The organism is Bacillus atrophaeus (assembly GCF_039519175.1).
Taxonomy (GTDB): Bacteria; Bacillota; Bacilli; order Bacillales; family Bacillaceae; genus Bacillus; species Bacillus atrophaeus.
The window spans coordinates 1,353,433-1,378,875 of sequence record NZ_CP154443.1 but is presented as its reverse complement, the minus strand read 5'-3'; the positions used below and the strand labels follow the sequence as shown (position 1 = coordinate 1,378,875).

22 protein-coding genes, 9 tRNA genes, 4 rRNA genes and 2 other annotated features are annotated in these 25,443 nt (G+C 44.5%); all 35 genes read right to left on the bottom strand.

Annotation, left to right across the window (positions count from 1 at the left end; all coding sequences use genetic code 11):
* Nucleotides 1-35 precede the first annotated feature (35 nt).
* Complete coding sequence (rplJ, locus tag AAHT65_RS07130) at nt 36-536, bottom strand: 50S ribosomal protein L10 (protein WP_003328299.1); 501 nt, start codon at nt 534-536, stop codon at nt 36-38.
* A gap of 67 nt (nt 537-603) precedes the next feature.
* Nucleotides 604-744 (bottom strand) — a sequence feature (ribosomal protein L10 leader region).
* Between the two features lie 48 nt (nt 745-792).
* On the bottom strand, nt 793-1,491 hold the full coding sequence (gene rplA / locus AAHT65_RS07125; RefSeq protein ID WP_003328300.1) for a 50S ribosomal protein L1: 699 nt from the start codon (nt 1,489-1,491) through the stop codon (nt 793-795).
* A gap of 94 nt (nt 1,492-1,585) precedes the next feature.
* The gene (gene rplK, locus AAHT65_RS07120; RefSeq protein ID WP_003156430.1) at nt 1,586-2,011 is read right to left on the bottom strand and encodes a 50S ribosomal protein L11; all 426 of its coding nucleotides are present in this window, start codon (nt 2,009-2,011) and stop codon (nt 1,586-1,588) included.
* Between the two features lie 165 nt (nt 2,012-2,176).
* Nucleotides 2,177-2,710, bottom strand: a complete 534-nt coding sequence (gene nusG / locus AAHT65_RS07115; protein WP_003328302.1) for a transcription termination/antitermination protein NusG — start codon at nt 2,708-2,710, stop codon at nt 2,177-2,179.
* A gap of 186 nt (nt 2,711-2,896) precedes the next feature.
* Nucleotides 2,897-3,076 carry a preprotein translocase subunit SecE gene (gene secE / locus AAHT65_RS07110; RefSeq protein WP_003156422.1) on the bottom strand — a complete coding sequence of 60 codons (180 nt, stop codon included), beginning with the start codon at nt 3,074-3,076 and terminating at the stop codon, nt 2,897-2,899.
* 35 nt (nt 3,077-3,111) lie between these two features.
* Nucleotides 3,112-3,261, bottom strand: coding sequence for a 50S ribosomal protein L33 (gene rpmG / locus AAHT65_RS07105; protein WP_003328303.1), 150 nt, complete (start codon nt 3,259-3,261; stop codon nt 3,112-3,114).
* 92 nt (nt 3,262-3,353) lie between these two features.
* On the bottom strand, nt 3,354-4,010 hold the full coding sequence (gene sigH, locus AAHT65_RS07100) for an RNA polymerase sporulation sigma factor SigH (protein WP_003328304.1): 657 nt from the start codon (nt 4,008-4,010) through the stop codon (nt 3,354-3,356).
* A gap of 62 nt (nt 4,011-4,072) precedes the next feature.
* Nucleotides 4,073-4,585: a ribosome-dependent mRNA decay endonuclease Rae1/YacP gene (gene rae1, locus AAHT65_RS07095; protein WP_343311218.1), complete on the bottom strand. Its 513-nt coding sequence runs from the start codon at nt 4,583-4,585 to the stop codon at nt 4,073-4,075.
* A gap of 6 nt (nt 4,586-4,591) precedes the next feature.
* Nucleotides 4,592-5,341, bottom strand: a complete 750-nt coding sequence (rlmB, locus tag AAHT65_RS07090; protein WP_003328306.1) for a 23S rRNA (guanosine(2251)-2'-O)-methyltransferase RlmB — start codon at nt 5,339-5,341, stop codon at nt 4,592-4,594.
* A complete protein-coding gene (locus tag AAHT65_RS07085; protein WP_010787424.1) occupies nt 5,325-5,756 on the bottom strand; it encodes a Mini-ribonuclease 3 in 432 nt (143 codons plus the stop codon). The genes rlmB and AAHT65_RS07085 overlap by 17 nt, the downstream gene beginning before the upstream one ends.
* Nucleotides 5,757-5,759: 3 nt before the next feature.
* Nucleotides 5,760-7,160 (bottom strand): cysteine--tRNA ligase, encoded by a 1,401-nt coding sequence (gene cysS / locus AAHT65_RS07080; RefSeq protein ID WP_343311217.1) that lies wholly within the window; start codon nt 7,158-7,160, stop codon nt 5,760-5,762.
* The gene (gene cysE, locus AAHT65_RS07075) at nt 7,157-7,810 is read right to left on the bottom strand and encodes a serine O-acetyltransferase (protein WP_010787422.1); all 654 of its coding nucleotides are present in this window, start codon (nt 7,808-7,810) and stop codon (nt 7,157-7,159) included. The genes cysS and cysE overlap by 4 nt, the downstream gene beginning before the upstream one ends.
* An 80-nt stretch (nt 7,811-7,890) precedes the next feature.
* Nucleotides 7,891-8,121 (bottom strand) — a binding site (T-box leader).
* 3 nt (nt 8,122-8,124) lie between these two features.
* Complete coding sequence (gene gltX / locus AAHT65_RS07070) at nt 8,125-9,576, bottom strand: glutamate--tRNA ligase (RefSeq protein ID WP_106048267.1); 1,452 nt, start codon at nt 9,574-9,576, stop codon at nt 8,125-8,127.
* Nucleotides 9,577-9,666: 90 nt separating this feature from the next.
* On the bottom strand, nt 9,667-10,143 hold the full coding sequence (ispF, locus tag AAHT65_RS07065; protein WP_003328312.1) for a 2-C-methyl-D-erythritol 2,4-cyclodiphosphate synthase: 477 nt from the start codon (nt 10,141-10,143) through the stop codon (nt 9,667-9,669).
* On the bottom strand, nt 10,136-10,834 hold the full coding sequence (ispD, locus tag AAHT65_RS07060) for a 2-C-methyl-D-erythritol 4-phosphate cytidylyltransferase (protein WP_343311216.1): 699 nt from the start codon (nt 10,832-10,834) through the stop codon (nt 10,136-10,138). Before ispD ends, ispF begins: the two co-directional genes overlap by 8 nt.
* A 13-nt stretch (nt 10,835-10,847) precedes the next feature.
* The gene (locus AAHT65_RS07055) at nt 10,848-11,948 is read right to left on the bottom strand and encodes a PIN/TRAM domain-containing protein (RefSeq protein ID WP_003328314.1); all 1,101 of its coding nucleotides are present in this window, start codon (nt 11,946-11,948) and stop codon (nt 10,848-10,850) included.
* A gap of 120 nt (nt 11,949-12,068) precedes the next feature.
* Nucleotides 12,069-13,151, bottom strand: coding sequence for a DNA integrity scanning diadenylate cyclase DisA (gene disA, locus AAHT65_RS07050; RefSeq protein ID WP_010787418.1), 1,083 nt, complete (start codon nt 13,149-13,151; stop codon nt 12,069-12,071).
* Between the two features lie 3 nt (nt 13,152-13,154).
* Nucleotides 13,155-14,534 (bottom strand): DNA repair protein RadA, encoded by a 1,380-nt coding sequence (radA, locus tag AAHT65_RS07045; protein WP_106048265.1) that lies wholly within the window; start codon nt 14,532-14,534, stop codon nt 13,155-13,157.
* A gap of 84 nt (nt 14,535-14,618) precedes the next feature.
* A complete protein-coding gene (clpC, locus tag AAHT65_RS07040) occupies nt 14,619-17,057 on the bottom strand; it encodes an ATP-dependent protease ATP-binding subunit ClpC (RefSeq protein WP_003328317.1) in 2,439 nt (812 codons plus the stop codon).
* Nucleotides 17,054-18,145 carry a protein arginine kinase gene (locus tag AAHT65_RS07035; RefSeq protein WP_010787416.1) on the bottom strand — a complete coding sequence of 364 codons (1,092 nt, stop codon included), beginning with the start codon at nt 18,143-18,145 and terminating at the stop codon, nt 17,054-17,056. Before AAHT65_RS07035 ends, clpC begins: the two co-directional genes overlap by 4 nt.
* The gene (locus AAHT65_RS07030) at nt 18,145-18,702 is read right to left on the bottom strand and encodes a UvrB/UvrC motif-containing protein (RefSeq protein ID WP_003328319.1); all 558 of its coding nucleotides are present in this window, start codon (nt 18,700-18,702) and stop codon (nt 18,145-18,147) included. Before AAHT65_RS07030 ends, AAHT65_RS07035 begins: the two co-directional genes overlap by 1 nt.
* 13 nt (nt 18,703-18,715) lie before the next feature.
* Nucleotides 18,716-19,180, bottom strand: a complete 465-nt coding sequence (gene ctsR / locus AAHT65_RS07025) for a transcriptional regulator CtsR (RefSeq protein ID WP_003328320.1) — start codon at nt 19,178-19,180, stop codon at nt 18,716-18,718.
* Between the two features lie 253 nt (nt 19,181-19,433).
* Nucleotides 19,434-19,549, bottom strand: a 5S ribosomal RNA gene (rrf, locus tag AAHT65_RS07020).
* 55 nt (nt 19,550-19,604) lie between these two features.
* A 23S ribosomal RNA gene (locus AAHT65_RS07015) occupies nt 19,605-22,532 on the bottom strand.
* 181 nt (nt 22,533-22,713) lie between these two features.
* Nucleotides 22,714-24,263, bottom strand: a 16S ribosomal RNA gene (locus tag AAHT65_RS07010).
* 176 nt (nt 24,264-24,439) lie between these two features.
* Nucleotides 24,440-24,515: transfer RNA gene (locus AAHT65_RS07005), tRNA-Ala, on the bottom strand.
* A gap of 6 nt (nt 24,516-24,521) precedes the next feature.
* Nucleotides 24,522-24,598: transfer RNA gene (locus AAHT65_RS07000), tRNA-Pro, on the bottom strand.
* A 14-nt stretch (nt 24,599-24,612) separates the two neighbouring features.
* Nucleotides 24,613-24,689: transfer RNA gene (locus AAHT65_RS06995), tRNA-Arg, on the bottom strand.
* 9 nt (nt 24,690-24,698) lie between these two features.
* Nucleotides 24,699-24,784: transfer RNA gene (locus tag AAHT65_RS06990), tRNA-Leu, on the bottom strand.
* Nucleotides 24,785-24,798: 14 nt separating this feature from the next.
* Nucleotides 24,799-24,873, bottom strand: a tRNA-Gly gene (locus AAHT65_RS06985).
* A 42-nt stretch (nt 24,874-24,915) separates the two neighbouring features.
* Nucleotides 24,916-24,997 (bottom strand) — tRNA-Leu (locus AAHT65_RS06980).
* 8 nt (nt 24,998-25,005) lie between these two features.
* Nucleotides 25,006-25,081, bottom strand: a tRNA-Lys gene (locus AAHT65_RS06975).
* 37 nt (nt 25,082-25,118) lie between these two features.
* Nucleotides 25,119-25,194, bottom strand: a tRNA-Thr gene (locus AAHT65_RS06970).
* 30 nt (nt 25,195-25,224) lie between these two features.
* Nucleotides 25,225-25,300: transfer RNA gene (locus AAHT65_RS06965), tRNA-Val, on the bottom strand.
* A gap of 22 nt (nt 25,301-25,322) precedes the next feature.
* Nucleotides 25,323-25,438, bottom strand: a 5S ribosomal RNA gene (rrf, locus tag AAHT65_RS06960).
* Together the 16S, 23S and 5S rRNA genes with 9 tRNA genes alongside form the textbook arrangement of a ribosomal RNA operon.
* Nucleotides 25,439-25,443 lie beyond the last annotated feature (5 nt).

Below are 25,443 nucleotides of genomic sequence, written 5' to 3'. Positions count from 1 at the left end.
ATTCCTCCATTTGTTTTATTTAGATACAGATAAAATTAAGCGCCTTGTTCTTCCTTTTGTTCTGCCACTGCTTTAGTAGCAAGTGCAAGGTTACGAACTGGAGCTTGAAGAACGCTAAGCAACATAGAAAGTAATCCGTCGCGTGATGGAAGTTCAGCAAGAGCTTTCACTTCTTCAACCGTAGAGACGTTTCCTTCGATTACGCCAGCTTTGATTTCTAGAGCTTCGTGGGTTTTAGCAAATTCGTTAATAACTTTTGCCGGAGCGATAACATCTTCTGTACTGAATGCAATAGCGTTCGGTCCAGTTAAGACATCATTCAAACCAGTAAGTTCAACTTGTTCAACCGCACGGCGAGTCATAGAGTTTTTGTAAACTTTGAACTCAACGTTAGCTTCACGAAGTTGTTTACGAAGTTCAGTTACTTCAGCCACGCTAAGTCCGCGGTAATCAACGATGATCGTTGATTTGCTTTCTTTAAGTTTAGAAGCAATCTCTTCAACAACAACTTTTTTTGTTTCAATTGCGCTGCTCATGGTTACACCTCCTGTAGATTCGTTGTGTAACACTTATACCGTTAGGTGATCACGACTCTGAACGACGAATGACATATAAAAAGCCTCCATTCGACATGGAGGCTGTATATACAAGCGTACGTAACGTAATAGCTGTGATATATATACACCTCGGTAGGATATTAAGCCGTAAAGCCCCTACTGTCTGCGGTATAAATGACATATTTTATTTTACAACATTTTGAATAATATCAGAATGCTGTTTTAAAGTCAATACTTATTTTACGCTGAAAGTAGAAGCGTCCACTTTGATTCCAGGGCCCATAGTAGATGTTACAGCAACGTTTTTCACGTAAACACCTTTAGCCGCAGCAGGTTTTGCTTTTAGGATAGTGTCATACATTGTTGTGAAGTTCTCAACAAGTTTTTCATCCTCAAAAGAAACTTTACCGATTGGAACATGGATGTTACCAGCTTTATCAACGCGGTATTCAACTTTACCAGCTTTGATTTCATTGATCGCTTTTTCAACTTCGAATGTAACAGTTCCAGTTTTAGGGTTTGGCATAAGACCTTTTGGTCCAAGCACACGTCCGATTTTACCGACTTCACCCATCATATCAGGAGTTGCCACGATTACATCAAAATCAAACCAGCCTTGCTGAATTTTAGTGATATAATCTGAATCGCCAACGTAATCTGCACCAGCAGCTTCAGCTTCTTTTGCTTTTTCGCCTTTTGCGAAAACAAGAACGCGTTGAGTTTTACCAGTACCATTTGGAAGTACTACTGCACCGCGGATTTGCTGGTCGTTTTTACGAGGGTCAACCCCTAAACGGAATGCTACTTCAACTGTAGCGTCAAACTTAGCTGTGTTCGTTTTTTTTGTAAGTTCCACCGCTTCAGCTACACCGTATGCTTTCGCACGGTCTACAAGCTTAGCAGCTTCAACGTACTTTTTACCTTTTTTAGCCATTTTAAAATTTCCTCCTTATGTGGTTATAGCGGAATGACCTCCCACGAATAAGGGTTGCGAACTTGTTAAAACTCGCAACCCAACAAGAAACAAATTAATCCTCGATTACAATACCCATACTGCGGGCAGTACCTTCAACCATGCGCATTGCCGCTTCAACGTCTGCTGCGTTTAAGTCAGGCATTTTCGTTTCAGCGATTTCGCGTACTTTATCGCGCTTAACGGTTGCAACTTTATTACGGTTTGGTTCACCAGAACCAGACTCAATTCCAGCCGCTTTTTTAAGCAATACTGCAGCAGGTGGAGTTTTTGTAATAAATGTAAATGAACGGTCTTCGTAAACCGAAATTTCAACAGGAATGATTAGACCAGCTTGGTCAGCTGTACGAGCGTTAAACTCCTTACAGAATCCCATGATGTTTACACCGGCTTGACCTAGTGCAGGTCCAACTGGCGGAGCTGGGTTAGCTTTTCCAGCAGGAATTTGCAATTTTACAACTTTTACTACTTTTTTAGCCACGAGACACACCTCCTTAAGTCCGTGATGTGGTAATAGGGTAAACCCTCCCACTCAAGGTTTCATTCTTTATATGAATGACGAAATATCAAGCTAGCTGCCTTGGAAACCCAAGACGTACCTTTGCTATATTATCATTTCTATATAGCAATTTCAAGTTTTTTCACATTACAATTTGTCGATCTGGGTAAATTCCAGCTCAACCGGCGTTTCACGGCCGAACATATTAACGAACACCTTAACTTTGCTTTTATCATAATCAATTTCTTCAATTGATCCTGTAAAGTTGGCAAATGGTCCGTCTATGACTTTCACTGTCTCTTTTAATTCAAAATCAATTTCCGTTTTACGCTCGTCCATTCCCATTCTCTTCAGAATGGTTTCAGCTTCACCCGGCAGAAGCGCAGTCGGTTTTGAACCTGAACCCGCTGATCCGACAAAGCCTGTAACTCCCGGCGTATTCCGGACGACATACCAAGAATCATCTGTCATGACGATTTCAACAAGCACGTAACCAGGGAACACTTTCTTTTTCACAACTTTTTTCTTACCGTTTTTGATATCGGTCTCTTCTTCTTCAGGCACGACTACACGGAAAATTTTATCCTGCATCCCCATTGATTCAACACGTTTTTCCAAGTTGGCTTTTACTTTGTTCTCATAACCAGAGTACGTGTGAACAACATACCAATTCTTTTCCATTCTCATTCAGGACTTGTGCAGTCCTTCCCTCCCCGCAAAAAATATTTAATATAAAACGTAACGCCTTAAAGCAAAAAATAGGCTGCGAGCCTATGACAACTTTCAATTTCAACACAATGAAAAAACCCGCTGAACGGGTTTTTGGTAAGTGATATTATGATCTATTATAGCACGTATTGCTGACCATTATTCAACTATTAAACGAATTAATTGAGAAATTCCTGTATCAAGGAGGGCAAAAAAGATAACAAAAAAGATTACTGTTGATATAACCGTAATGGTATAGCGCGTTAACTCTTTCCCTTTAGGCCAGCTTACCTTTTTCATTTCTTTCCCTACATCTTTAAAGAAACTCATCATACGCATGTAAAAGACCTCCACAATTTAAAAAGCGAAAAAAACTATTTTGTTTCTAAATGAGCTGTATGTGAATTGCAAGAACTGCAGTATTTCTTAACTTCTAAACGCTCAGCTGCTGATGCAGAGCTTTTCATTGTTGTATAATTACGGTTTCCGCATGCCTTACATGCCAACGTAATTTTTTTTCTCATGTCATTACACCTTTTTCTAAATAGACGTTAGATCTTTATTTTAGTAACATATCACAGTCAGAAAAATACTGTCAATATACCATAAATACCTATCATAAACTGATTTCACGGATTTCCAAGTACTTCTCCAGCTTTCGTTTCACACGCTGAAGAGCATTGTCGATGGATTTTACGTGCCGGTTTAAGTCATCCGAGATCTCTTGGTAACTTCTTCCGTCAAGATAAAGGACAAGCACTTTTCTCTCTAAATCACTTAACAATTCTCCCATTTTCATCTCAATATCATCAAATTCTTCTTGATTGATGATCATTTCCTCAGGGTTCAGTGTTTTTGCTCCCGAAATCACATCAAGCAGTGTCCGGTCTGATTCTTCATCAAAAATCGGTTTATCCAAAGAGACATAGGAATTCAAAGGAATGTGTTTCTGGCGAGTAGCTGTCTTTATTGCGGTAATAATTTGGCGGGTAATACATAATTCTGCAAAAGCTTTGAAAGAGGTAAGCTTGTCCTCTCTAAAGTCACGAATAGACTTATAGAGGCCAATCATTCCTTCCTGCACGATATCTTCTCTGTCAGCGCCTATTAAAAAATAGGATCTGGCCTTTGCCCTAACAAAATTACGGTATTTCGTAATCAAGTAATCTAACGCATCACTGTCCCCAACATGAACCTTTTCAATGACCTGCTCGTCCTCCAACTGGCAAAACTGCTCTTTGTTGAATTTCCCCTTGTTGTTCTGTAGATTCACTCCGATCCCCCCGGCGCACGTAGATAGAAATATTATACATTACTGGACAAAAAAGCGTCAACCTAATCCAAGTCGCCCCGCCGCCATTTTTCAAACGTTTTCAATACTTCTTCTGAGAGGGCGATTTTACCTACCGGCTTTTCGGAAGTAATCTTTCTGACCCGCCTTTGAATTCGCCTTTCAATGGTTTCGACTTCTCTTAACAGCTCCCGAGCGGACTTTCGCAGCGCTCCTTGTCCGAAAATCGCCCATTGTTCGGTATAATCAGACGTCGCAACATGAATCTGAGTCGCGATATTATTCAACGCTTGGGCAAGCTTCTCAATCCGCTCATCAGCTGTCTCATTTTCTTTTGTGAAAATGACTTCAACTCTGTGATTGGTCCGTTTCTTCTCAATACCTTTTACGAGATGGGCGTCAAAAACAACAATCACCCTATTCCCAGTATATGATTGGTATTCCGCCATCTTTTGAATCAATACGTCCCTTGCTTCTTCAAAACTGTTCGCTTTTAAATCCTTTAGCTGCGGCCAAGCTCCAATCATGTTGTATCCGTCTACTAACAGGATATCCATTTTTCATTATTCTCCCAGCGGGCTTCGTTTCCTATAGATCTCATACATCAAAAGACCGGCCGCTACAGAGGCGTTGAGAGAAGTAACTTTCCCCGCCATCGGGAGTTTGATTAGAAAATCGCATTTTTCTTTGACAAGCCGGCCCATTCCCTTTCCTTCACTGCCGATGACCAAGGCTAAAGGCATGGTGCCGTCCATTGTGCGATAATCCTCACGGGCAGAAGCATCCGTTCCGACAACCCAGATTCCCCGCTCTTTCATTTCCTCCAAAGTGCGTGCCAGGTTGGTGACTTTTACAACCGGAATATGCTCAATGGCTCCTGTAGAAGCTTTCGCCACCGTCGTTGTCAGTCCCACGGCTCTGCGTTTCGGGATGACGATGCCATGAGCGCCTACCGCATCAGCCGTTCTCATGATGGAGCCGAGATTATGCGGGTCCTCCAGCTCGTCTAACACGAGAAAGAAAGGCTGTTCGTTTTTCTCTTCCGCTCTTTTATATAAATCGTCTAATTCTGCATACTCATACGCGGCTACTTGTGCCACAATTCCTTGGTGCTGCCCGGAAACCATTTGATCCAGTTTTTTTCTCGGAACATATTGAATCGTGATGCCTTGTTTTTTTGCAAGCTCAATCACCTGCTGTGCTTGTCCCTTTACGGTGTTTTCCGCCATCCATAGCTTGTACAGTTCCCGATCTGATTTTAACGTCTCGATGACTGCATTTTTTCCTATGACGTAATCATGTTGCTGACTCATTAGTTTTCCTCCCTGACGTCCCGAATTGTATAGCTTCAGCAACCAGCTGATTCAGTCTTTCTTCTTTTTTCTCAAGAAAAAGGTGTCCGATCAAGGCTTCAAATGCTGTACTATAACGGTACGTCTGAACATCTGTGTTTTTAGGCGTGGTGCCCGACTTAGCATTTCTGCCTCTTCTCAGCACAGCCTCCTCTTCCTCCGTAAAAAATGTTTCATTTTGAAGATGGAAAAGGATATTGGCCTGAGATTTCGCAGATACAATACGGCTTGATTTTTTGTGAAGATCATTAGGCTTTGTAAACCCCTGCTTAAGCAGGTGATGCCTGACGTAAACCTCAAAAATAGCATCACCTATATAAGCAAGTGCAAGCCCATTTAACTGCTTTGAATCTTTTATTGGATCAAATTGAAGCATTCGTTACTCTCCCCGCTTCCAGCGAGTTCCCTGAGCCGTATCCTCAAGAATGATATTCATGCTTTTCAGCTGATCGCGGATTTGGTCTGATAAAGCAAAATCACGGTTGCGTCGCGCTTCATTTCTTTTCTCAATCAATTCCTCAACATCTTGATCAAGAAGTTCTTGCTCACCCATTGTAAGACCCAGCACAGAAGCGATTCTGTCAAACATCTCAATAAAGGCGTTAATCACTTTATCTGCAGTATTATCTTCCTGCAAATAGTAATTGGCATGCTTCGCTAACTCAAACAAAATTGAAATGGCGTTTGCGGTATTAAAGTCATCATCCATCGCTTCTTCAAAAGCGGTTCTGTGTTCTTCGATTTTTTTCAGCCACTCGTCATCATCAGCGGTTAAGTTCGTGCTGCTGTTCAAGCGATGAAGCAGGTTGCTGTAGGCCGTTTTTAAACGATTAAAGGCATTCTTTGTATTTTCCAAAAGCTCTTCTGAGTAGTTAATCGGATGACGGTAATGCACAGAAAGCATAAAGAATCTCAACAGCTGCGGGTCATGTTTTTTAATAATGTCATGCACCAGAACAAAGTTCCCCAGTGACTTAGACATTTTTTCATTGTCAATATTAATATAGCCATTATGAAGCCAATACTTTGCAAATGTCTTGCCTGTTAAAGCTTCAGATTGTGCAATTTCATTTTCATGGTGAGGGAACGTTAAATCCTGTCCGCCCGCATGGATATCAATCTGCTCCCCAAGATATTTCTTTACCATCGCGGAGCATTCGATGTGCCAGCCCGGACGGCCTTTTCCCCACGGGGCATCCCAGGAAATTTCACCGTCTTTTGCCGCTTTCCATAGAGCAAAGTCAAGGGCATCTTCTTTTTTCTCGCCTACTCGGATGCGGGCACCTGATCTCAGTTCATCGATTGATTGCTGAGAAAGCTTTCCGTATCCTTCAAATGCTCTCGTTTTAAAATAAACATCTCCATCGGACTCATAAGCATAGCCTTTTTTTATCAGTTCTTGAACAAAATCAATAATGGCATCCATATTTTCTGTTACACGCGGATGCAGATCGGCCTTCTTGCAGCCTAAGGCGCCGACATCTCCAAAATACGCCTTGATAAAACGTTCAGAAATAGTCGGAACATCCTCGCCGAGTTCGTCAGCCGCTCTGATTAATTTATCATCCACATCCGTGAAGTTAGAGACATACTGCACATCGTAACCTCTGTATTCCAAATAGTTGCGAACCGTATCATACACGATAGCGGGACGGGCATTTCCGATGTGAATATAGTTGTATACGGTCGGGCCGCACACATACATTTTCACCTTTCCCTCCTCGAGAGGAACAAACGTTTCTTTTTGTCTTGTCAACGTATTATAAAGAGTGATTGTCATTTTTGGTTTATCCTTTCTTTTCTTTCTTCAAGTTCACTTTTCAGCTGTAAGATTTCCTTTTCTAAAGACTTAAATCGGTCAGAAACCGGATCAGGTAAATCCTGATGATTTAAGTCACGTTTAATTTTTTGGCCATTTTGGACAACTACTCTTCCAGGTATCCCCACAACGGTAGAAAAATCAGGAACATTGTGAAGCACCACGGAGCCAGCCCCTATTTTCGAACCTTCTCCGACTGTAATCGAGCCGAGCACCTTAGCTCCAGTCGCTATTAAAGCATCATCCTTGATCGTCGGATGCCTCTTCCCTTTTTCTTTCCCCGTTCCCCCAAGAGTGACGCCTTGAAAGACAGTCACATTGTTGCCGATTTCGCACGTCTCGCCTATGACAACTCCCATACCATGATCAATAAAGAACCTTCTCCCTATCGTCGCGCCGGGGTGGATTTCAATGCCGGTAAAAAATCTGCTGATCTGAGAAATAAGGCGTGCAAGGAAATAAAATTTCCGTTTATATAAAGCATGTGCAATCCGATGCGCCCATATAGCATGTAAACCAGAATAAGTTAAAATCACTTCAAAATAGCTTCTTGCTGCCGGATCTTGGTCAAACACTGTATCAATGTCTTCTTTAAGCATTTTAAAAAACACATGCTTCCCCCCGTTCTACCCGCTTCCTTCTGTCTTTTTTTGTTTTCAGGCAATAAAAAAAGCGTCTCTGCATGCAACATGACAGAGACGCTTTTACCGCGCGGTTCCACTCTGTTTGAAAAACAGATCGCTGTTCTCCCAACTTTAACCGATAACGGCGGCATCCGCCTTTGAATACTTATTTTTCGCAAAATGTTCTTCAAAGGTCTTAAGGGCGCACTTCTAAAACCCGACCATGGATCTCTCTCAGCCATGAAGATCCTTTCTGTGATGGTCTAACGTTTTATACTCTTCCCTGTCAACAATTTCATATATTAAGCATTTTTCAAACGTTTAATAACGGTTTCTCTTCCAATCAGCTCAATCGATTGCGGAAGCTCAGGGCCGTGAGTCTGGCCAGTTACCGCTACACGAATCGGCATAAATAACTTTTTCCCTTTATGTCCTGTTTCTTTTTGCACTGCTTTGATGGAGGCTTTAATATGATCCGGTGTAAACTCCTCGAGCTCTTCCAGCTTCGCAGCGAACACACTAAGCACTTCCGGCACCTGCTCTTCATCTAAAACAGTCTTCGCCTCTTGATTATACTCGATATCTTCCTTAAAGAACAAATCAGTAAGCTCAACAATTTCTGCGCCGAAGCTTAATTGCTCATGATATAAAGAAATCAGCTTGCGAATCCATTCCTGCTGTTCCGGAGAAAGTTCAGTTCCGACTTTACCGGCCTTCTGTAAATGCGGAAGCGTCAGTTCAACGACCTGCTCAAGATCCAGCTCTTTCACATATTGGTTGTTGACCCATTTTAGTTTATGCATATCAAACAATGCTGGTGATTTTGATAAACGATTCACATCAAAAATTTCAATAAACTGTTCCTTTGTAAAAAGCTCTTCTTCTCCTACTGGAGACCAGCCTAATAGGCCGATAAAGTTAAACAGCGCTTCTGGCAAGTATCCTAAATCTTTATATTGCTCGATGAATTGAATGATGGACTCATCGCGTTTACTGAGCTTTTTGCGGCTTTCATTCACGATTAACGTCATGTGGCCAAACACAGGAATATCCCATCCGAATGCTTGATAAATCATGATTTGTTTCGGCGTGTTAGAAATATGGTCTTCACCGCGCAGCACATGCGTCATTTTCATCAAATAATCATCAACCGCTACAGCAAAGTTATACGTCGGTGTTCCGTCTTTTTTCACAATGACAAAATCACCAATGCCGTCTGATTCGAAAGAAATCTCTCCTTTTACGATATCGTTAAAGGCAATGATTTTTCCTTCCGGCACACGGAACCGAATACTCGGCTTTCTGCCTTCAGCAAGGAATTGATCCTGCTCTTCCTGAGTCAGATTTCTGTGCTTGCCTGAATAACGGGGCATCTCGCCGCGGGCAATCTGTTCTTCGCGTTCTTTTTCAAGCTCTTCTTCCGTACAGAAACATTTATAAGCAAGCCCTTTTTCAAGAAGCTCTTCATAATAGACTCGGTAGATATCGTTACGCTCAGACTGACGGTACGGGCCGTATTCTCCGCCGATATCTACACTTTCGTCCCAATCAATGCCAAGCCACTTCAAATAATTCAGCTGGCTTTGTTCTCCGCCCTCAATATTGCGTTTTTGGTCCGTATCCTCTACTCGAATAATAAACTTTCCGCCTTGATTGCGGGCAAATAAATAATTAAAAAGAGCCGTTCTGGCATTTCCTATATGCAAATGTCCCGTTGGACTCGGTGCATAGCGAACGCGTACTTCATTTCCCATTTTCTAATACTTCCTTTCATCTCAGGTCTGGCCTCAAGTAAAATATATGCATCTATTCTACCACCAAATAGATCGCGCATCAAAATAAGATTAGCCTTTTTGTATCAGCACTGTCGCCTGCGCCGCTATTCCTTCGGCTCTGCCCGTAAACCCAAGTTTCTCAGTTGTCGTAGCCTTTACATTAATCTGAGAGGTATCGGCTTCAAGGCCTTCAGCAATTCTTTTTCTCATGTCTTCTATGTATGGCGCCATCTTCGGCTTTTGGGCGATAATGGTACAATCCAGATTCCCAAGAACATAACCTTTTTGTTTCACAATATCCCAAACATGCTGCAGCAATTTGAAGGAATCCGCGTCCTTAAATTCCGGATCCGTATCTGGAAAATGCTTGCCGATGTCTCCCTCTCCAACTGCTCCGAGGCAGGCGTCAGCAATTGTATGAAGTAAAACATCAGCATCAGAATGTCCGAGCAGACCCTTTTCATAAGGGATTTCAATTCCTCCGATAATAAGAGGCCGGCCTTCCGCCAGCTGATGCACATCAAAACCTTGTCCGATTCTAAACATATTCATTCCCACTTTCCGCTCTCATGATTGCTTCTGCCGCTATTAAATCATCCGGTGTCGTCAGTTTAATATTCGTGTAATCACCTTCGACTACACTTACATCAGCACCCTCCAGCTCCTCAACGAGACTGGCGTCATCCGTTCCTAAAAAACCTTTTCTTTCAGCTTCCCTATGAGCCTCCATCAATAAGGAAAGACGAAAAGCTTGTGGCGTTTGAACGGCCCACAAGCTTGAACGTTCAATAGTCTCAGTGACTTCAGAGCCTTGAACGCGTTTAATGGTGTCTTTCACAGGAACAGCAAGGATTGCCGCTCCTGTCTGCTCTGCTGTTTCGATCAGCTTATCAATTTGTTTATGCTTCACAAAAGGACGCGCGCCGTCGTGAACAAGCACAATATTTTCTTGCCTTATTGTTTTGAGGCCCTCATACACACTATGCTGCCGTTCATTTCCGCCCTTCACAACCTCGATCGCTGTATCAAACGAATACTGTTTCAGCAGTCCTTGAAAATCTTCATGGTCATGTTCATTTATGACTAAGATGATCTTTCGGCACGGTCTATGGCTGTCAAACACTCTTAAAGTGTGAATGATAACCGGAGCATCTTTCAGCTCAATAAACAGCTTATTCCTTCCCGCCTTCATTCGTTTCCCCTGTCCGGCGGCAAGAATCACTACATCATAGTTCATATTCTTTCTCCCTCTAAAGAGCCTTCTCCAACAGCTTCGGCTTTGCAAAAATCATTCTTCCAGCCGCTGTTTGCAGCACACTTGTTACGAGCACATCAATATGCTTGCCAATATAGTTCCGCCCTTCTTCCACGACAATCATAGTACCGTCATCCAAGTAGGCAACACCTTGGTTATGCTCTTTCCCGTCTTTGATGACCTGCACATTCATTTCTTCACCCGGAAGCACTACAGGCTTCACAGCATTGGCCAGATCATTAATGTTCAGCACCGCTACTTTTTGAAGCTCACATACTTTATTTAAATTAAAATCATTTGTCACTACGACTCCGGAAGTCAGTTTGGCCAATTTGACAAGCTTGCTGTCAACCTCCTGTATATCTTCAAAGTCGCCTTCATATATTTCCACTTTAATATCCAATTCTTTTTGGATGCGATTTAAAATATCAAGGCCGCGGCGTCCTCTGTTTCGCTTTAATACGTCAGAAGAATCGGCAATATGCTGCAATTCTCCAAGGACAAACTGCGGAATAACGATGATCCCTTCTAAAAAACCAGTTTGGCAAATATCTGCAATTCTCCCATCAATAATAACACTTGTGTCTAAAATTTTCAGCTTTTTATCCTGCTCTTCATGCTCTTCCTCAGCCGTACCTTTTTTCTTTTGCATTCTTGAAGAAATCGAGAACAGGCTGATTAGCTCATCCTTTTTCTTAAAGCCGACCTGAAAGCCGAGATAGCCCAGAAAGAAAGCTAAAAAGACAGGAATAATCGTGCTGAGAATACGGTATGGTATATTGTCTAAAGGAATCACATTTACGATAAGATAAGCGATTATAAGTCCAAATACTAAGCCGAGACTCCCAAATAACAAATCTGGAACCGGAGCTTTCAACAAAGAATCCTCTATCCACTTCACCCAATTTACAACATATTCTGTTCCCCATATACTAATGAGAAAAAAGATAATGGCACCAATTGCCGCAGACGTATACGCGTTTGTTACTAAAGGTATGTCCTGTATATTTAACAGCACAAACAATTCAGGTATTAAAAATATACCGACAACGCCGCCAAAAATAATGAAGAACGCCTGAACTATTCGTTTTAACATACCCCCACCTCCTTTTTAAGATAAATATTTTTTGAATCAAAATTTGTAAAAACCTACGAATATCAGAATAAACAAAAACCAGCAATAATATACCCGAAATGAAATCGTTTTAATCGACATTTACAGCTGTCTGTCAATATAATGCTTTTCTTGAAGACGTTTTAAGCCTTTTTTAATTTTTTGGGCTCGTACCTCACCTATGCCCTCAACGTCATCTAATTCTTCTGCACTTGCTTCAATAATCCTTGGCAGAACGCCAAAAGCTTCCACTACATTCTCAACAATCGGCATCGGCAGCCGCGGGATTTTATGAAGAAGTCTGTAACCTCTAGGTAAAACATAATCTTCAAGATTTGTAGAGGCTGAATAACCAAGCAGCTTATATACAATAGAGTCATCCAGCAAATCATAACTGGACATATCCTGAAGCTCCTTCAAAAGCACAAATGGGTCTTTGATTTTTTCCTTCACATAGTCCTTAATAAATAAGGCAGCCTCTTCTTCCATGTCTGTAATTAGCTCAATGACCTGCAACCTGATTAAATGTCCTTCGGTACCTAATTCTTTGATATACATATTAATTTCATTTTTAATTCTCAGCACCATTTCATATCTGTGCATAACGGAGAGCACATCACTGAATGTGACCAGCTCTTCAAATTCCAAGGCATTCAGCGCCGTTATCGTTTTATCAAGAATGGTCTTATACTTTTCAAGCGTTTGAATGGCTTGATTTGCTTTTGTTAAGATAAAGCCGATGTCTTTTAACGTATACCTCATGTTTTCCTGATATAACGTAATGACATTTCTCCGCTCTGAGATGGCGATAACCAAACAGCCCGTTTGTTTCGCTACCCTTTCCGCCGTGCGGTGACGCATTCCGGTTTCAGAAGAAGATATTGTCGCCTCAGGCATCAGCTGAGTATTGGCATAAAGTATTTTTTGCCCGGAATCACTTAAAATGATAGCCCCGTCCATCTTAGCCAGCTCATACAAATGCGCCGGCGCAAAGGACGTATTAATATGAAAGCCGCCATCCACTACCTCTTTCACTTTATCGTTGTAGCCTACAACAATTAAACCGCCTGTATTGGCTCTTAAAACATTCTCTATTCCAGCTCTGAGCGGCGTTCCCGGCGCCACAAATTGTAATATAGCCGAGAGATCCAACTCTTGTTTCGCCCCTTTTTTCTCTTTTTCCATCTATTAAGATCCTCCTAATGAAGTACGAAGCGCTTCTGCAACATTTGCTACTCCGACAACCTCAATCCCTTTTGGTTTTGTCCATCCATCTAAATTCGCCGCAGGTATGATCATACGCTTAAATCCAAGTTTAGCAGCTTCTTTCACACGCTGTTCAATTCTGGATACCCTGCGGACCTCACCTGTTAAACCGACTTCTCCTATAATGCAGTCGGCAGGATTTGGCGGTGTATCTCTAAAGCTTGATGCAATACTGACAGATACAGCGAGATCGATTGCCGGTTCATCGAGCTTAACGCCGCCTGCTACCTTTAAATACGCATCTTGATTTTGAAGCAGCAGCCCGACTCTTTTTTCTAACACAGCCATCAGCAGTGACACTCTGTTATGGTCAATTCCCGTGGCCATACGCCGGGGATTCCCAAAGCTGGTCGGTGAGATAAGGGCCTGTATTTCCACGAGAATCGGTCTGGTGCCTTCCATAGATGCTACTATGCTGGAACCTGCCGCTCCGGCTGATCGTTCCTCAAGAAAGATTTCAGAAGGATTCAGCACCTCTGTCAGACCCTCTTCCCGCATTTCGAAAATGCCCATTTCATTTGTAGAGCCGAAACGGTTTTTTACTGCCCGCAGGATGCGGAACGTATGATGCCTCTCTCCTTCAAAGTAAAGAACAGTATCAACCATGTGTTCCAACAGTCTCGGGCCAGCAATTGAACCTTCTTTTGTTACATGTCCTACGATAAAAATCGGTATACCCTTTGTCTTGGCAATTCTCATCAGCTCTGCCGTACACTCCCTGACTTGCGACACACTGCCCGGAGCTGATGTAATATCGCTTTGATAGACCGTCTGAATGGAGTCAACAACCACAAATGCTGGATTCATCTCTTGTATAGCAGACGAAATATACTCCATGTCGGTTTCAGATAAAACATGTAACGTTTGGTTATTAATACCGAGCCGATCTGCTCTGAGTTTCGTTTGTTTCACAGATTCCTCGCCTGAAATGTAGAGCACACTATGCGTGGAGTCTGATAACTGAGCGGATACCTGAAGCAGCAAGGTTGACTTACCAATACCGGGATCTCCTCCAATTAAGACAAGTGAGCCCTTCACAACACCGCCGCCCAGCACTCTGTTAAATTCTCCAAGCTGTGTTTTAATTCGGGGTTCTTCAGATGTTTCTATTGATGTGATAGGTGAAGGTTTCTTTACGGTTTGGGTAGAGTGTGCAAAAGCTGCTCTGCGATTAGCCGGTGTTTTTTTTACTGTTTCTTCTGTCATTGTGTTCCAAGCTCCGCAGCCTGGACATTTCCCCATCCACTTTGCGGATTCATAGCCGCAGGATTGGCAGATAAATTTCGTTTTTGATTTAGCCATAGATGATGTAAGACCTCTCCCTTGTCAGTTTCCTTGATAAGAAATTGAGGCATACACTTACTTGCTGTATGCCTCTTTTTCATCTTATAAATTATTCGTTTTAGCTGTCGTTTTTACGACAAACTCCCCATCTTCAACATCAAGCACAATATGCTGACCTTTATCAATATTTCCTCTAAGCAGTTCCTCTGATAAACGGTCTTCTACATGCTTTTGAATTGCTCTTCTTAACGGACGGGCGCCGTACTCCAGATCTACCCCTTCATCAGCTACTTTCGCTTTTGCAGCTTCTGTCAGCTCAATTGATAGGTCTTGTTCTTTTAGGCGTTTTGTTAATTGATCCGACATAAGTGTCACAATTTCATTCAGATGTTTCTTCTCGAGTGAGTGGAATACAATGATTTCATCAATACGGTTGATAAACTCCGGTCTGAATGCCCGTTTCAGCTCACCCATTACTTTATCTTTCATGTCTTTGTGATTTTGAGTCTCATCCTGAACATTAAAACCAACGTACTTATTGCGTTTCAGCTCGCTGGCTCCGACGTTCGACGTCATGATAAGAATTGTATTGCGGAAATCAACTGTGCGTCCCTTCGAATCAGTCAGACGGCCATCTTCAAGCACTTGTAAAAGAATATTGAATACATCCGGATGCGCTTTTTCAATTTCATCAAGCAGCACAACAGAGTATGGTTTTCTTCTAACTTTTTCTGTTAACTGACCGCCTTCATCATAACCGACATATCCAGGAGGTGAACCGACAAGTCTTGATGTCGAGTGTTTCTCCATGTATTCTGACATATCGATTCTGATCATCGCTTCTTCATCACCGAAAATGGATTCAGCAAGTGCTCTTGCAAGCTCGGTTTTCCCTACACCTGTAGGGCCTAAGAATACGAATGAACCAATCGGCCGTTTCGGGTCTTTCAACCCTGCTCTCGCGCGTCTGACAGCCTTAGCAACAGCTACAACGGCTTCATCCTGCCCGATAACACGGGAATGAAGGAGATTTTCCATATTCAGCAGCTTATCCGTTTCAGTTTGCGCAATTTTGGAAACAGGAACCCCGGTCCAACTTGAAACAACCATTGCGATATCTTCAACCGATACTTCTGAATTTTCCTGGCCTTGTTTCTCTTTCCACGTTTTCTTCGTATCTTCCACTTGTTCTCTTAAACGCTGTTCTGTATCGCGTAATGAGGCGGCTTTTTCAAACTCTTGGCTTTGCACCGCTGCATCTTTTTCTTTACGGACTTCATCAAGTTTTTGTTCAAGCTCCTTCAAATTTGGTGGAGTTGTAAATGAACGCAATCTTACTTTAGAACCTGCTTCATCAATCAAATCAATTGCTTTATCCGGAAGGAACCGATCAGAAATATATCGGTCAGAAAGCTTAACCGCAGCTTCAATGGCTTCATCAGTAATTGAAACCCGGTGATGCGCTTCATACCGGTCACGTAACCCTCTTAATATTTGAACGCTTTCGTCTACAGAAGGCTGATCAACCTGGATTGGTTGGAATCGGCGCTCAAGCGCTGCATCTTTTTCAATATATTTGCGGTACTCATCAAGAGTGGTCGCCCCGATGCATTGCAGCTCTCCGCGGGCAAGTGACGGCTTTAAAATATTTGATGCATCAATTGCACCTTCTGCTCCGCCTGCCCCTATCAGTGTATGAAGCTCATCAATAAAGAGAATAATATTGCCTGCTTGACGAATTTCATCCATTACCTTTTTCAAACGGTCTTCAAATTCACCACGGTACTTTGTGCCGGCAACGACCGTTCCCATGTCTAATGTCATAACACGTTTATCGCGCAAGATTTCAGGAACTTCATTGTTGATGATTTGCTGTGCAAGCCCTTCAGCAATAGCCGTTTTCCCTACACCCGGTTCCCCGATAAGCACAGGATTGTTTTTCGTTCTGCGGCTCAGCACTTCAATTACCCGCTGAATTTCCTTGCTTCTGCCGATAACCGGATCAAGGCTGTCTTCCTTCGCTATCGCCGTTAAATCTCTCGCCAAGCTGTCAAGCGTCGGAGTATTTGCATTGCTGTTTGTTCCTGAGGCAGAAGATCCTGTTTCATTGCTTCCAAGAAGCTGGAGAACCTGCTGTCTCGCTTTATTTAAACTTACGCCAAGGTTATTCAGCACTCTCGCTGCCACACCTTCTCCTTCGCGTATGAGTCCGAGAAGGATATGTTCTGTCCCTACGTAAGAATGGCCAAGTTTTCTTGCCTCATCCATTGAAAGCTCAATCACTTTTTTAGCTCTCGGAGTATAATGAATGGTTTGGGACATTTCTTGTCCGCGTCCAATTAAGCTCTCCACTTCTTTTTGGATTTTATCAGAACCGAGGCCAAGTGCTTGAAGCGCTTTAGCTGCAATACCTTCTCCTTCGCGTACCAGTCCTAATAAAATATGCTCTGTGCCAATATTGTTATGCCCTAAACGAAGTGCTTCCTCCTGTGCAAGTGCCAATACCTTTTGCGCGCGCTCTGTAAATCTTCCAAACATCATATCGATTCATCCTCCTGTCTATTCGCATTCATTTCTAAATGTAATCGTTCCCTGATAAGAGCTGCCCTTCTAATATCTCTTTCGTTCGGCCGCAATGCACTGCCTGAATATTGCTGTAAAAACCCAGGTTGTGTCAAAATCATTAATTCATTAAGTATATTGCTTGAAAGGCCCTTAATGATGCCTAAATCTATACCTAGCCGAACATCTGAAAGACACTTTGCAGTCTCTTTCGATTCTATCATTCGACAGTTGGATAAGACGCCATAGGATCTATACACCCGATCCTCCAACTCAATCTTAGATGTTTGGTAAAGGGCTTCTCGTGCAGATCGTTCCTGTTCAATCAGCTGGGCTGCCACGCTGTTCAGGTCTTCAACGATATCCTGCTCTGATTTTCCGAGTGTGATTTGATTCGAAATTTGAAAGATATTTCCTAATGCTTCGCTGCCTTCACCATAAATTCCTCTAACAACTAAACCTAATTGGTTAATTGCCGGAATAATTCGATTGATTTGCCTAGTTAGAACAAGAGCCGGCAAATGCATCATGACTGAAGCCCTTAATCCTGTACCTACGTTTGTAGGACAGCTTGTTAAATAACCTCTTTGTTCTCCAAATGCATAATCAACTTTCTCCTCAATCCAGTCATCGACCTGATTCGCGGCTTCCATTGCTTTGAATAGCTGAAACCCGGGGAAAAGGCATTGGATCCTGATGTGATCCTCCTCATTTAACATTATGCTGACTTCTTCATTTTCAGAAAGCAGGCAGCCGCCGAATGGTGACTCCGTTAAATTCGGACTGATTAAATGCTTTTCAACAAGCACTCTCTTTTCTAAAGGCTGAGCATCGTTCATTCTTATTAAAACAAACTTGCCAATACCGGGAACCTCATGCTCAGCAAACTGGTCTTCAAATTGCTGAATAATGGATGATGCTTCTTCATTTGAATACCGTGTAGGAAACCGAATATTATCAAAATTTCGGGCCAAACGGATACGGCTGCTGAGTACAATGTCACTTTCAGGTCCTTTCTGCTTCATCCAACTGCTTAATGCGTCCTGAATAAAATGCTTTAGCGACATTACCCTTGTTCCCCCTCGCTATCTGTACTTTTTAATGCATGCTCTAATGATCGAATTTGATCTCTGACCTGTGCAGCTTTTTCAAATTCTTCTTGGTGTATCAGTGTTTCTAATTCTTTTTTCAATACATCAATTTGTCGTCTGACGTGTATATTTCCGCCTATGCGTTTTGGAATTTTCCCGGCATGAACAGTATTTCCGCTGTGTACCTTACGCAATATAGGAGTGATATTACTATGGAACGTTTTGTAACATTCCGCACAGCCAAAACGGCCTGTTTTTCTAAATTGCTGAAATGTCATTCCGCACTTCTTGCAGGCTGATCCTGGCTCTGAATGATTAAACATTTGAGTGCCGGCACTTTGAAACGAAGAATCCATGTTCAGCAAACCTGATAATAAATTATGAATAGAGAAACCATGATTCCCACTTATACCATATGAATCACTATTTTCTTTTGCACATTGTTCACAGATGTGCACTTCTTTTTTCTCTCCATTAACAACCTTTGTAAAGTGAAAAGTGGCTGGTCTCTCATTGCACTCTTGACAAATCAATCTTTTCACCCGCTTATTTTAATTTTAAAGATGTCAGCATGGCTTTCATCATCCTGGCTCTTAATTCATCACGCTCAGGCAAATCAATGTATAGGACTGAGCGGTCCATGACACTGACCATCATTTTTGCTTCTCTTTCTGAAATAACCCCATCTTCTAATAGCCTGAGAATAATATCATCAGAGGCTGCTTGAGACAGATGGGTATGAATATGCGAAATAATATTATTAATAAGGACAACTTCATTATTCATTTTAATTTTAATGATTCTGATATATCCGCCGCCCCCGCGTTTGCTTTCAACAATATATCCTCTTTCGCTTGTAAACCTGGTGTTGATGACATAATTAATTTGGGAAGGAACACATTGAAACTTATCAGCAATCTCACTGCGCTTTATCTCTAAAATTTCCTTGCCATTTTGATCTAACACTTGTTTTAAATACTGCTCAATGATGTCAGAAATATTATGTCCCACTCAACCCCCTCCTTTATTGACTTTGACTATATTTGACTTTAATCTTACTATAAGGTGTTTCATAAGATTTTTCAACTTTCTCGCTCTATCTCTATTATTTCCACTTTAACAAAACGTAAAACCTGACTTCTCATATAAAGTGACTTTATCTTTTTAAAGTTATTTTATTATATAACTAAACAATATGTAATGAAACCGATAACCTGAAAACACAAAAAAGGACAGCTCATATGAGCTGTCCTTTTTTCAACTTGCTTGGCGGCGTCCTACTCTCACAGGGGGAAGCCCCCGACTACCATCGGCGCTGAAGAGCTTAACTACCGTGTTCGGTATGGGAACGGGTGTGACCTCTTCGCTATCGCCACCAAACAATTTGAGAGTGTTCTCTCAAAACTAGATAACGCGTAAGCACTAATTCAAAAGTGTGGTTAAGTCCTCGATCGATTAGTATCTGTCAGCTCCATGTGTCGCCACACTTCCACCTCAGACCTATCAACCTGATCATCTTTCAGGGATCTTACTTCCTTGCGGAATGGGAAATCTCATCTTGAGGGGGGCTTCATGCTTAGATGCTTTCAGCACTTATCCCGTCCGCACATAGCTACCCAGCGATGCCCTTGGCAGAACAACTGGTACACCAGCGGTGCGTCCATCCCGGTCCTCTCGTACTAAGGACAGCTCCTCTCAAATTTCCTGCGCCCGCGACGGATAGGGACCGAACTGTCTCACGACGTTCTGAACCCAGCTCGCGTACCGCTTTAATGGGCGAACAGCCCAACCCTTGGGACCGACTACAGCCCCAGGATGCGATGAGCCGACATCGAGGTGCCAAACCTCCCCGTCGATGTGGACTCTTGGGGGAGATAAGCCTGTTATCCCCGGGGTAGCTTTTATCCGTTGAGCGATGGCCCTTCCATGCGGAACCACCGGATCACTAAGCCCGACTTTCGTCCCTGCTCGACTTGTAGGTCTCGCAGTCAAGCTCCCTTGTGCCTTTACACTCTGCGAATGATTTCCAACCATTCTGAGGGAACCTTTGGGCGCCTCCGTTACTCTTTAGGAGGCGACCGCCCCAGTCAAACTGCCCACCTGACACTGTCTCCCCGCCCGATAAGGGCGGCGGGTTAGAAGGTCAATACAGCCAGGGTAGTATCCCACCGATGCCTCCACCGAAGCTGGCGCTCCGGTTTCCAAGGCTCCTACCTATCCTGTACAAGCTGTACCAACATTCAATATCAGGCTGCAGTAAAGCTCCACGGGGTCTTTCCGTCCTGTCGCGGGTAACCTGCATCTTCACAGGTACTATAATTTCACCGAGTCTCTCGTTGAGACAGTGCCCAGATCGTTGCGCCTTTCGTGCGGGTCGGAACTTACCCGACAAGGAATTTCGCTACCTTAGGACCGTTATAGTTACGGCCGCCGTTTACTGGGGCTTCAATTCGCACCTTCGCTTACGCTAAGCGCTCCTCTTAACCTTCCAGCACCGGGCAGGCGTCAGCCCCTATACTTCGCCTTACGGCTTCGCAGAGACCTGTGTTTTTGCTAAACAGTCGCCTGGGCCTATTCACTGCGGCTCTCTCGGGCTTGCACCCTAACAGAGCACCCCTTCTCCCGAAGTTACGGGGTCATTTTGCCGAGTTCCTTAACGAGAGTTCTCTCGATCACCTTAGGATTCTCTCCTCGCCTACCTGTGTCGGTTTGCGGTACGGGCACCTCTCACCTCGCTAGAGGCTTTTCTTGGCAGTGTGGAATCAGGAACTTCGCTACTATAATTCGCTCGCCATCACAGCTCAGCCTTATGGGAAACGGATTTGCCTATTTCCCAGCCTAACTGCTTGGACGCGGATATCCAATACCGCGCTTACCCTATCCTCCTGCGTCCCCCCATTGCTCAAATGGTGAGGAGGTGGTACAGGAATATCAACCTGTTGTCCATCGCCTACGCCTTTCGGCCTCGGCTTAGGTCCCGACTTACCCTGAGCGGACGAGCCTTCCTCAGGAAACCTTAGGCATTCGGTGGAGGGGATTCTCACCCCTCTTTCGCTACTCATACCGGCATTCTCACTTCTAAGCGCTCCACCAGTCCTTCCGGTCTGGCTTCACAGCCCTTAGAACGCTCTCCTACCACTGTTCGAAGAACAGTCCGCAGCTTCGGTGATACGTTTAGCCCCGGTACATTTTCGGCGCAGAGTCACTCGACCAGTGAGCTATTACGCACTCTTTAAATGGTGGCTGCTTCTAAGCCAACATCCTGGTTGTCTAAGCAACTCCACATCCTTTTCCACTTAACGTATACTTTGGGACCTTAGCTGGCGGTCTGGGCTGTTTCCCTTTCGACTACGGATCTTATCACTCGCAGTCTGACTCCTAAGGATAAGTCATTGGCATTCGGAGTTTGACTGAATTCGGTAACCCGGTAGGGGCCCCTAGTCCAATCAGTGCTCTACCTCCAAGACTCTTACCTTAAGGCTAGCCCTAAAGCTATTTCGGAGAGAACCAGCTATCTCCAGGTTCGATTGGCATTTCACCCCTACCCACACCTCATCCCCGCACTTTTCAACGTGCGTGGGTTCGGGCCTCCATTCAGTGTTACCTGAACTTCACCCTGGACATGGGTAGATCACCTGGTTTCGGGTCTACGACCACGTACTCATGCGCCCTATTCAGACTCGCTTTCGCTGCGGCTCCGCATCTTCTGCTTAACCTTGCACGGGATCGTAACTCGCCGGTTCATTCTACAAAAGGCACGCCATCACCCGTTAACGGGCTCTGACTACTTGTAGGCACACGGTTTCAGGATCTGTTTCACTCCCCTTCCGGGGTGCTTTTCACCTTTCCCTCACGGTACTGGTTCACTATCGGTCACTAGGGAGTATTTAGCCTTGGGAGATGGTCCTCCCGGATTCCGACGGAATTTCACGTGTTCCGCCGTACTCAGGATCCACTCTGGAGAGAACGAAGTTTTGACTACAGGGCTGTTACCTGCTATGGCGGGCCTTTCCAGACCTCTTCATCTACCTCGTTCCTTTGTAACTCCGTATAGAGTGTCCTACAACCCCAAGAGGCAAGCCTCTTGGTTTGGGCTGATCCCGTTTCGCTCGCCGCTACTCAGGGAATCGCATTTGCTTTCTCTTCCTCCGGGTACTTAGATGTTTCAGTTCCCCGGGTCTGCCTTCTCATATCCTATGTATTCAGATATGGATACCACTCCATTACGAGTGGTGGGTTTCCCCATTCGGAAATCTCCGGATCAAAGCTTGCTTACAGCTCCCCGAAGCATATCGGTGTTCGTCCCGTCCTTCATCGGCTCCTAGTGCCAAGGCATCCACCGTGCGCCCTTTCTAACTTAACCGTTAAAAAAGAATCACTACAGTTATTCTTGGTCTTACTTTTGAATGTGATGTCTTACTTATCGTTATCTAGTTTTCAAAGAACAACATCTCGAAGAATCGAATGATCCTTCAAAACTAAACAAGACAGGGAACGTACTGTTTATAAGACCCAAGGTCTTATATTCCGTTAAATATCCTTAGAAAGGAGGTGATCCAGCCGCACCTTCCGATACGGCTACCTTGTTACGACTTCACCCCAATCATCTGTCCCACCTTCGGCGGCTGGCTCCATAAAGGTTACCTCACCGACTTCGGGTGTTACAAACTCTCGTGGTGTGACGGGCGGTGTGTACAAGGCCCGGGAACGTATTCACCGCGGCATGCTGATCCGCGATTACTAGCGATTCCAGCTTCACGCAGTCGAGTTGCAGACTGCGATCCGAACTGAGAACAGATTTGTGGGATTGGCTTAACCTCGCGGTCTCGCTGCCCTTTGTTCTGTCCATTGTAGCACGTGTGTAGCCCAGGTCATAAGGGGCATGATGATTTGACGTCATCCCCACCTTCCTCCGGTTTGTCACCGGCAGTCACCTTAGAGTGCCCAACTGAATGCTGGCAACTAAGATCAAGGGTTGCGCTCGTTGCGGGACTTAACCCAACATCTCACGACACGAGCTGACGACAACCATGCACCACCTGTCACTCTGCCCCCGAAGGGGAAGCCCTATCTCTAGGGGTGTCAGAGGATGTCAAGACCTGGTAAGGTTCTTCGCGTTGCTTCGAATTAAACCACATGCTCCACCGCTTGTGCGGGCCCCCGTCAATTCCTTTGAGTTTCAGTCTTGCGACCGTACTCCCCAGGCGGAGTGCTTAATGCGTTAGCTGCAGCACTAAGGGGCGGAAACCCCCTAACACTTAGCACTCATCGTTTACGGCGTGGACTACCAGGGTATCTAATCCTGTTCGCTCCCCACGCTTTCGCTCCTCAGCGTCAGTTACAGACCAGAGAGTCGCCTTCGCCACTGGTGTTCCTCCACATCTCTACGCATTTCACCGCTACACGTGGAATTCCACTCTCCTCTTCTGCACTCAAGTTCCCCAGTTTCCAATGACCCTCCCCGGTTGAGCCGGGGGCTTTCACATCAGACTTAAGAAACCGCCTGCGAGCCCTTTACGCCCAATAATTCCGGACAACGCTTGCCACCTACGTATTACCGCGGCTGCTGGCACGTAGTTAGCCGTGGCTTTCTGGTTAGGTACCGTCAAGGTGCCGCCCTATTTGAACGGCACTTGTTCTTCCCTAACAACAGAGCTTTACGATCCGAAAACCTTCATCACTCACGCGGCGTTGCTCCGTCAGACTTTCGTCCATTGCGGAAGATTCCCTACTGCTGCCTCCCGTAGGAGTCTGGGCCGTGTCTCAGTCCCAGTGTGGCCGATCACCCTCTCAGGTCGGCTACGCATCGTTGCCTTGGTGAGCCATTACCTCACCAACTAGCTAATGCGCCGCGGGTCCATCTGTAAGTGGTAGCCGAAGCCACCTTTTATGTTTGAACCATGCGGTTCAAACAAGCATCCGGTATTAGCCCCGGTTTCCCGGAGTTATCCCAGTCTTACAGGCAGGTTACCCACGTGTTACTCACCCGTCCGCCGCTAACATCAGGGAGCAAGCTCCCATCTGTCCGCTCGACTTGCATGTATTAGGCACGCCGCCAGCGTTCGTCCTGAGCCAGGATCAAACTCTCCGATAAAGTAGTTTGGCTGACTACGCACATCGCTGTGCGATTTTTATGTTAAAACTTTGAATTAACAGGTACGTTTTGTCTTGTTTAGTTTTCAAAGATCATCTTGTCCACTTCGTTTGAGCGACTTTATTATTATATCAATTCACTCTTTCAAAGTCAACAACTTTTTTCAAATTCTTTTTTGGTGGAGCCTAGCGGGATCGAACCGCTGACCTCCTGCGTGCAAGGCAGGCGCTCTCCCAGCTGAGCTAAGGCCCCGAGAAATGGTCGGGAAGACAGGATTCGAACCTGCGACCCCTTGGTCCCAAACCAAGTGCTCTACCAAGCTGAGCTACTTCCCGATTTCAATATATAATGGCGCGCCCGAGAGGAGTCGAACCCCTAACCTTTTGATCCGTAGTCAAACGCTCTATCCAATTGAGCTACGGGCGCAATATTTAATGCCGAGGGCCGGACTTGAACCGGCACGGTAGTCACCTACCGCAGGATTTTAAGTCCTGTGTGTCTGCCAATTCCACCACCCCGGCGTGGATGGTATAGTTGGAGCGGAAGACGGGATTCGAACCCGCGACCCCCACCTTGGCAAGGTGATGTTCTACCACTGAACTACTTCCGCAGACAGGATGTCCAATTGATTAACAACTGTCATCCTATATAATGCGGGTGAAGGGACTTGAACCCCCACGTCATAAGACACTAGATCCTAAGTCTAGCGCGTCTGCCAATTCCGCCACACCCGCATGAAAAATGGTGAGCCATGAAGGACTCGAACCTTCGACCCTCTGATTAAAAGTCAGATGCTCTACCAACTGAGCTAATGGCTCTTTTTAAAAGAGACTTGAGTATTATACCATATAAAAGTGGTGCCGGCAAGAGGACTTGAACCCCCAACCTACTGATTACAAGTCAGTTGCTCTACCAATTGAGCTACACCGGCTCGATATGTCAAAGAAAAAACAAGCAAAAATGGTGGAGGATGACGGGCTCGAACCGCCGACCCTCTGCTTGTAAGGCAGATGCTCTCCCAGCTGAGCTAATCCTCCATATTTGCACTGACGTGCAATTGCTTGGCGGCGTCCTACTCTCACAGGGGGAAGCCCCCGACTACCATCGGCGCTGAAGAGCTTAACTACCGTGTTCGGTATGGGAACGGGTGTGACCTCTTCGCTATCGCCACCAAACAATT

Coding starts and splice junctions, on each gene's coding strand:
- rplJ (WP_003328299.1), bottom strand. CDS start 536: ATGAGCAGCGCAATTGAAACAAAAAAAGTTGTTGTTGAAGAGATTGCT.
- rplA (WP_003328300.1), bottom strand. CDS start 1,491: ATGGCTAAAAAAGGTAAAAAGTACGTTGAAGCTGCTAAGCTTGTAGAC.
- nusG (WP_003328302.1), bottom strand. CDS start 2,710: ATGGAAAAGAATTGGTATGTTGTTCACACGTACTCTGGTTATGAGAAC.
- secE (WP_003156422.1), bottom strand. CDS start 3,076: ATGCGTATGATGAGTTTCTTTAAAGATGTAGGGAAAGAAATGAAAAAG.
- rpmG (WP_003328303.1), bottom strand. CDS start 3,261: ATGAGAAAAAAAATTACGTTGGCATGTAAGGCATGCGGAAACCGTAAT.
- rae1 (WP_343311218.1), bottom strand. CDS start 4,585: ATGGATATCCTGTTAGTAGACGGATACAACATGATTGGAGCTTGGCCG.
- rlmB (WP_003328306.1), bottom strand. CDS start 5,341: ATGAGTCAGCAACATGATTACGTCATAGGAAAAAATGCAGTCATCGAG.
- AAHT65_RS07085 (WP_010787424.1), bottom strand. CDS start 5,756: ATGCTTCAATTTGATCCAATAAAAGATTCAAAGCAGTTAAATGGGCTT.
- cysS (WP_343311217.1), bottom strand. CDS start 7,160: ATGACAATCACTCTTTATAATACGTTGACAAGACAAAAAGAAACGTTT.
- gltX (WP_106048267.1), bottom strand. CDS start 9,576: ATGGGAAATGAAGTACGCGTTCGCTATGCACCGAGTCCAACGGGACAT.
- ispF (WP_003328312.1), bottom strand. CDS start 10,143: ATGTTTAGAATCGGACAAGGTTTTGATGTGCATCAGCTGGCGGAAGGC.
- ispD (WP_343311216.1), bottom strand. CDS start 10,834: ATGAACTATGATGTAGTGATTCTTGCCGCCGGACAGGGGAAACGAATG.
- AAHT65_RS07055 (WP_003328314.1), bottom strand. CDS start 11,948: ATGTTAAAACGAATAGTTCAGGCGTTCTTCATTATTTTTGGCGGCGTT.
- disA (WP_010787418.1), bottom strand. CDS start 13,151: ATGGAAAAAGAGAAAAAAGGGGCGAAACAAGAGTTGGATCTCTCGGCT.
- radA (WP_106048265.1), bottom strand. CDS start 14,534: ATGGCTAAATCAAAAACGAAATTTATCTGCCAATCCTGCGGCTATGAA.
- clpC (WP_003328317.1), bottom strand. CDS start 17,057: ATGATGTTTGGAAGATTTACAGAGCGCGCGCAAAAGGTATTGGCACTT.
- AAHT65_RS07035 (WP_010787416.1), bottom strand. CDS start 18,145: ATGTCGCTAAAGCATTTTATTCAGGACGCATTAAGCAGTTGGATGAAG.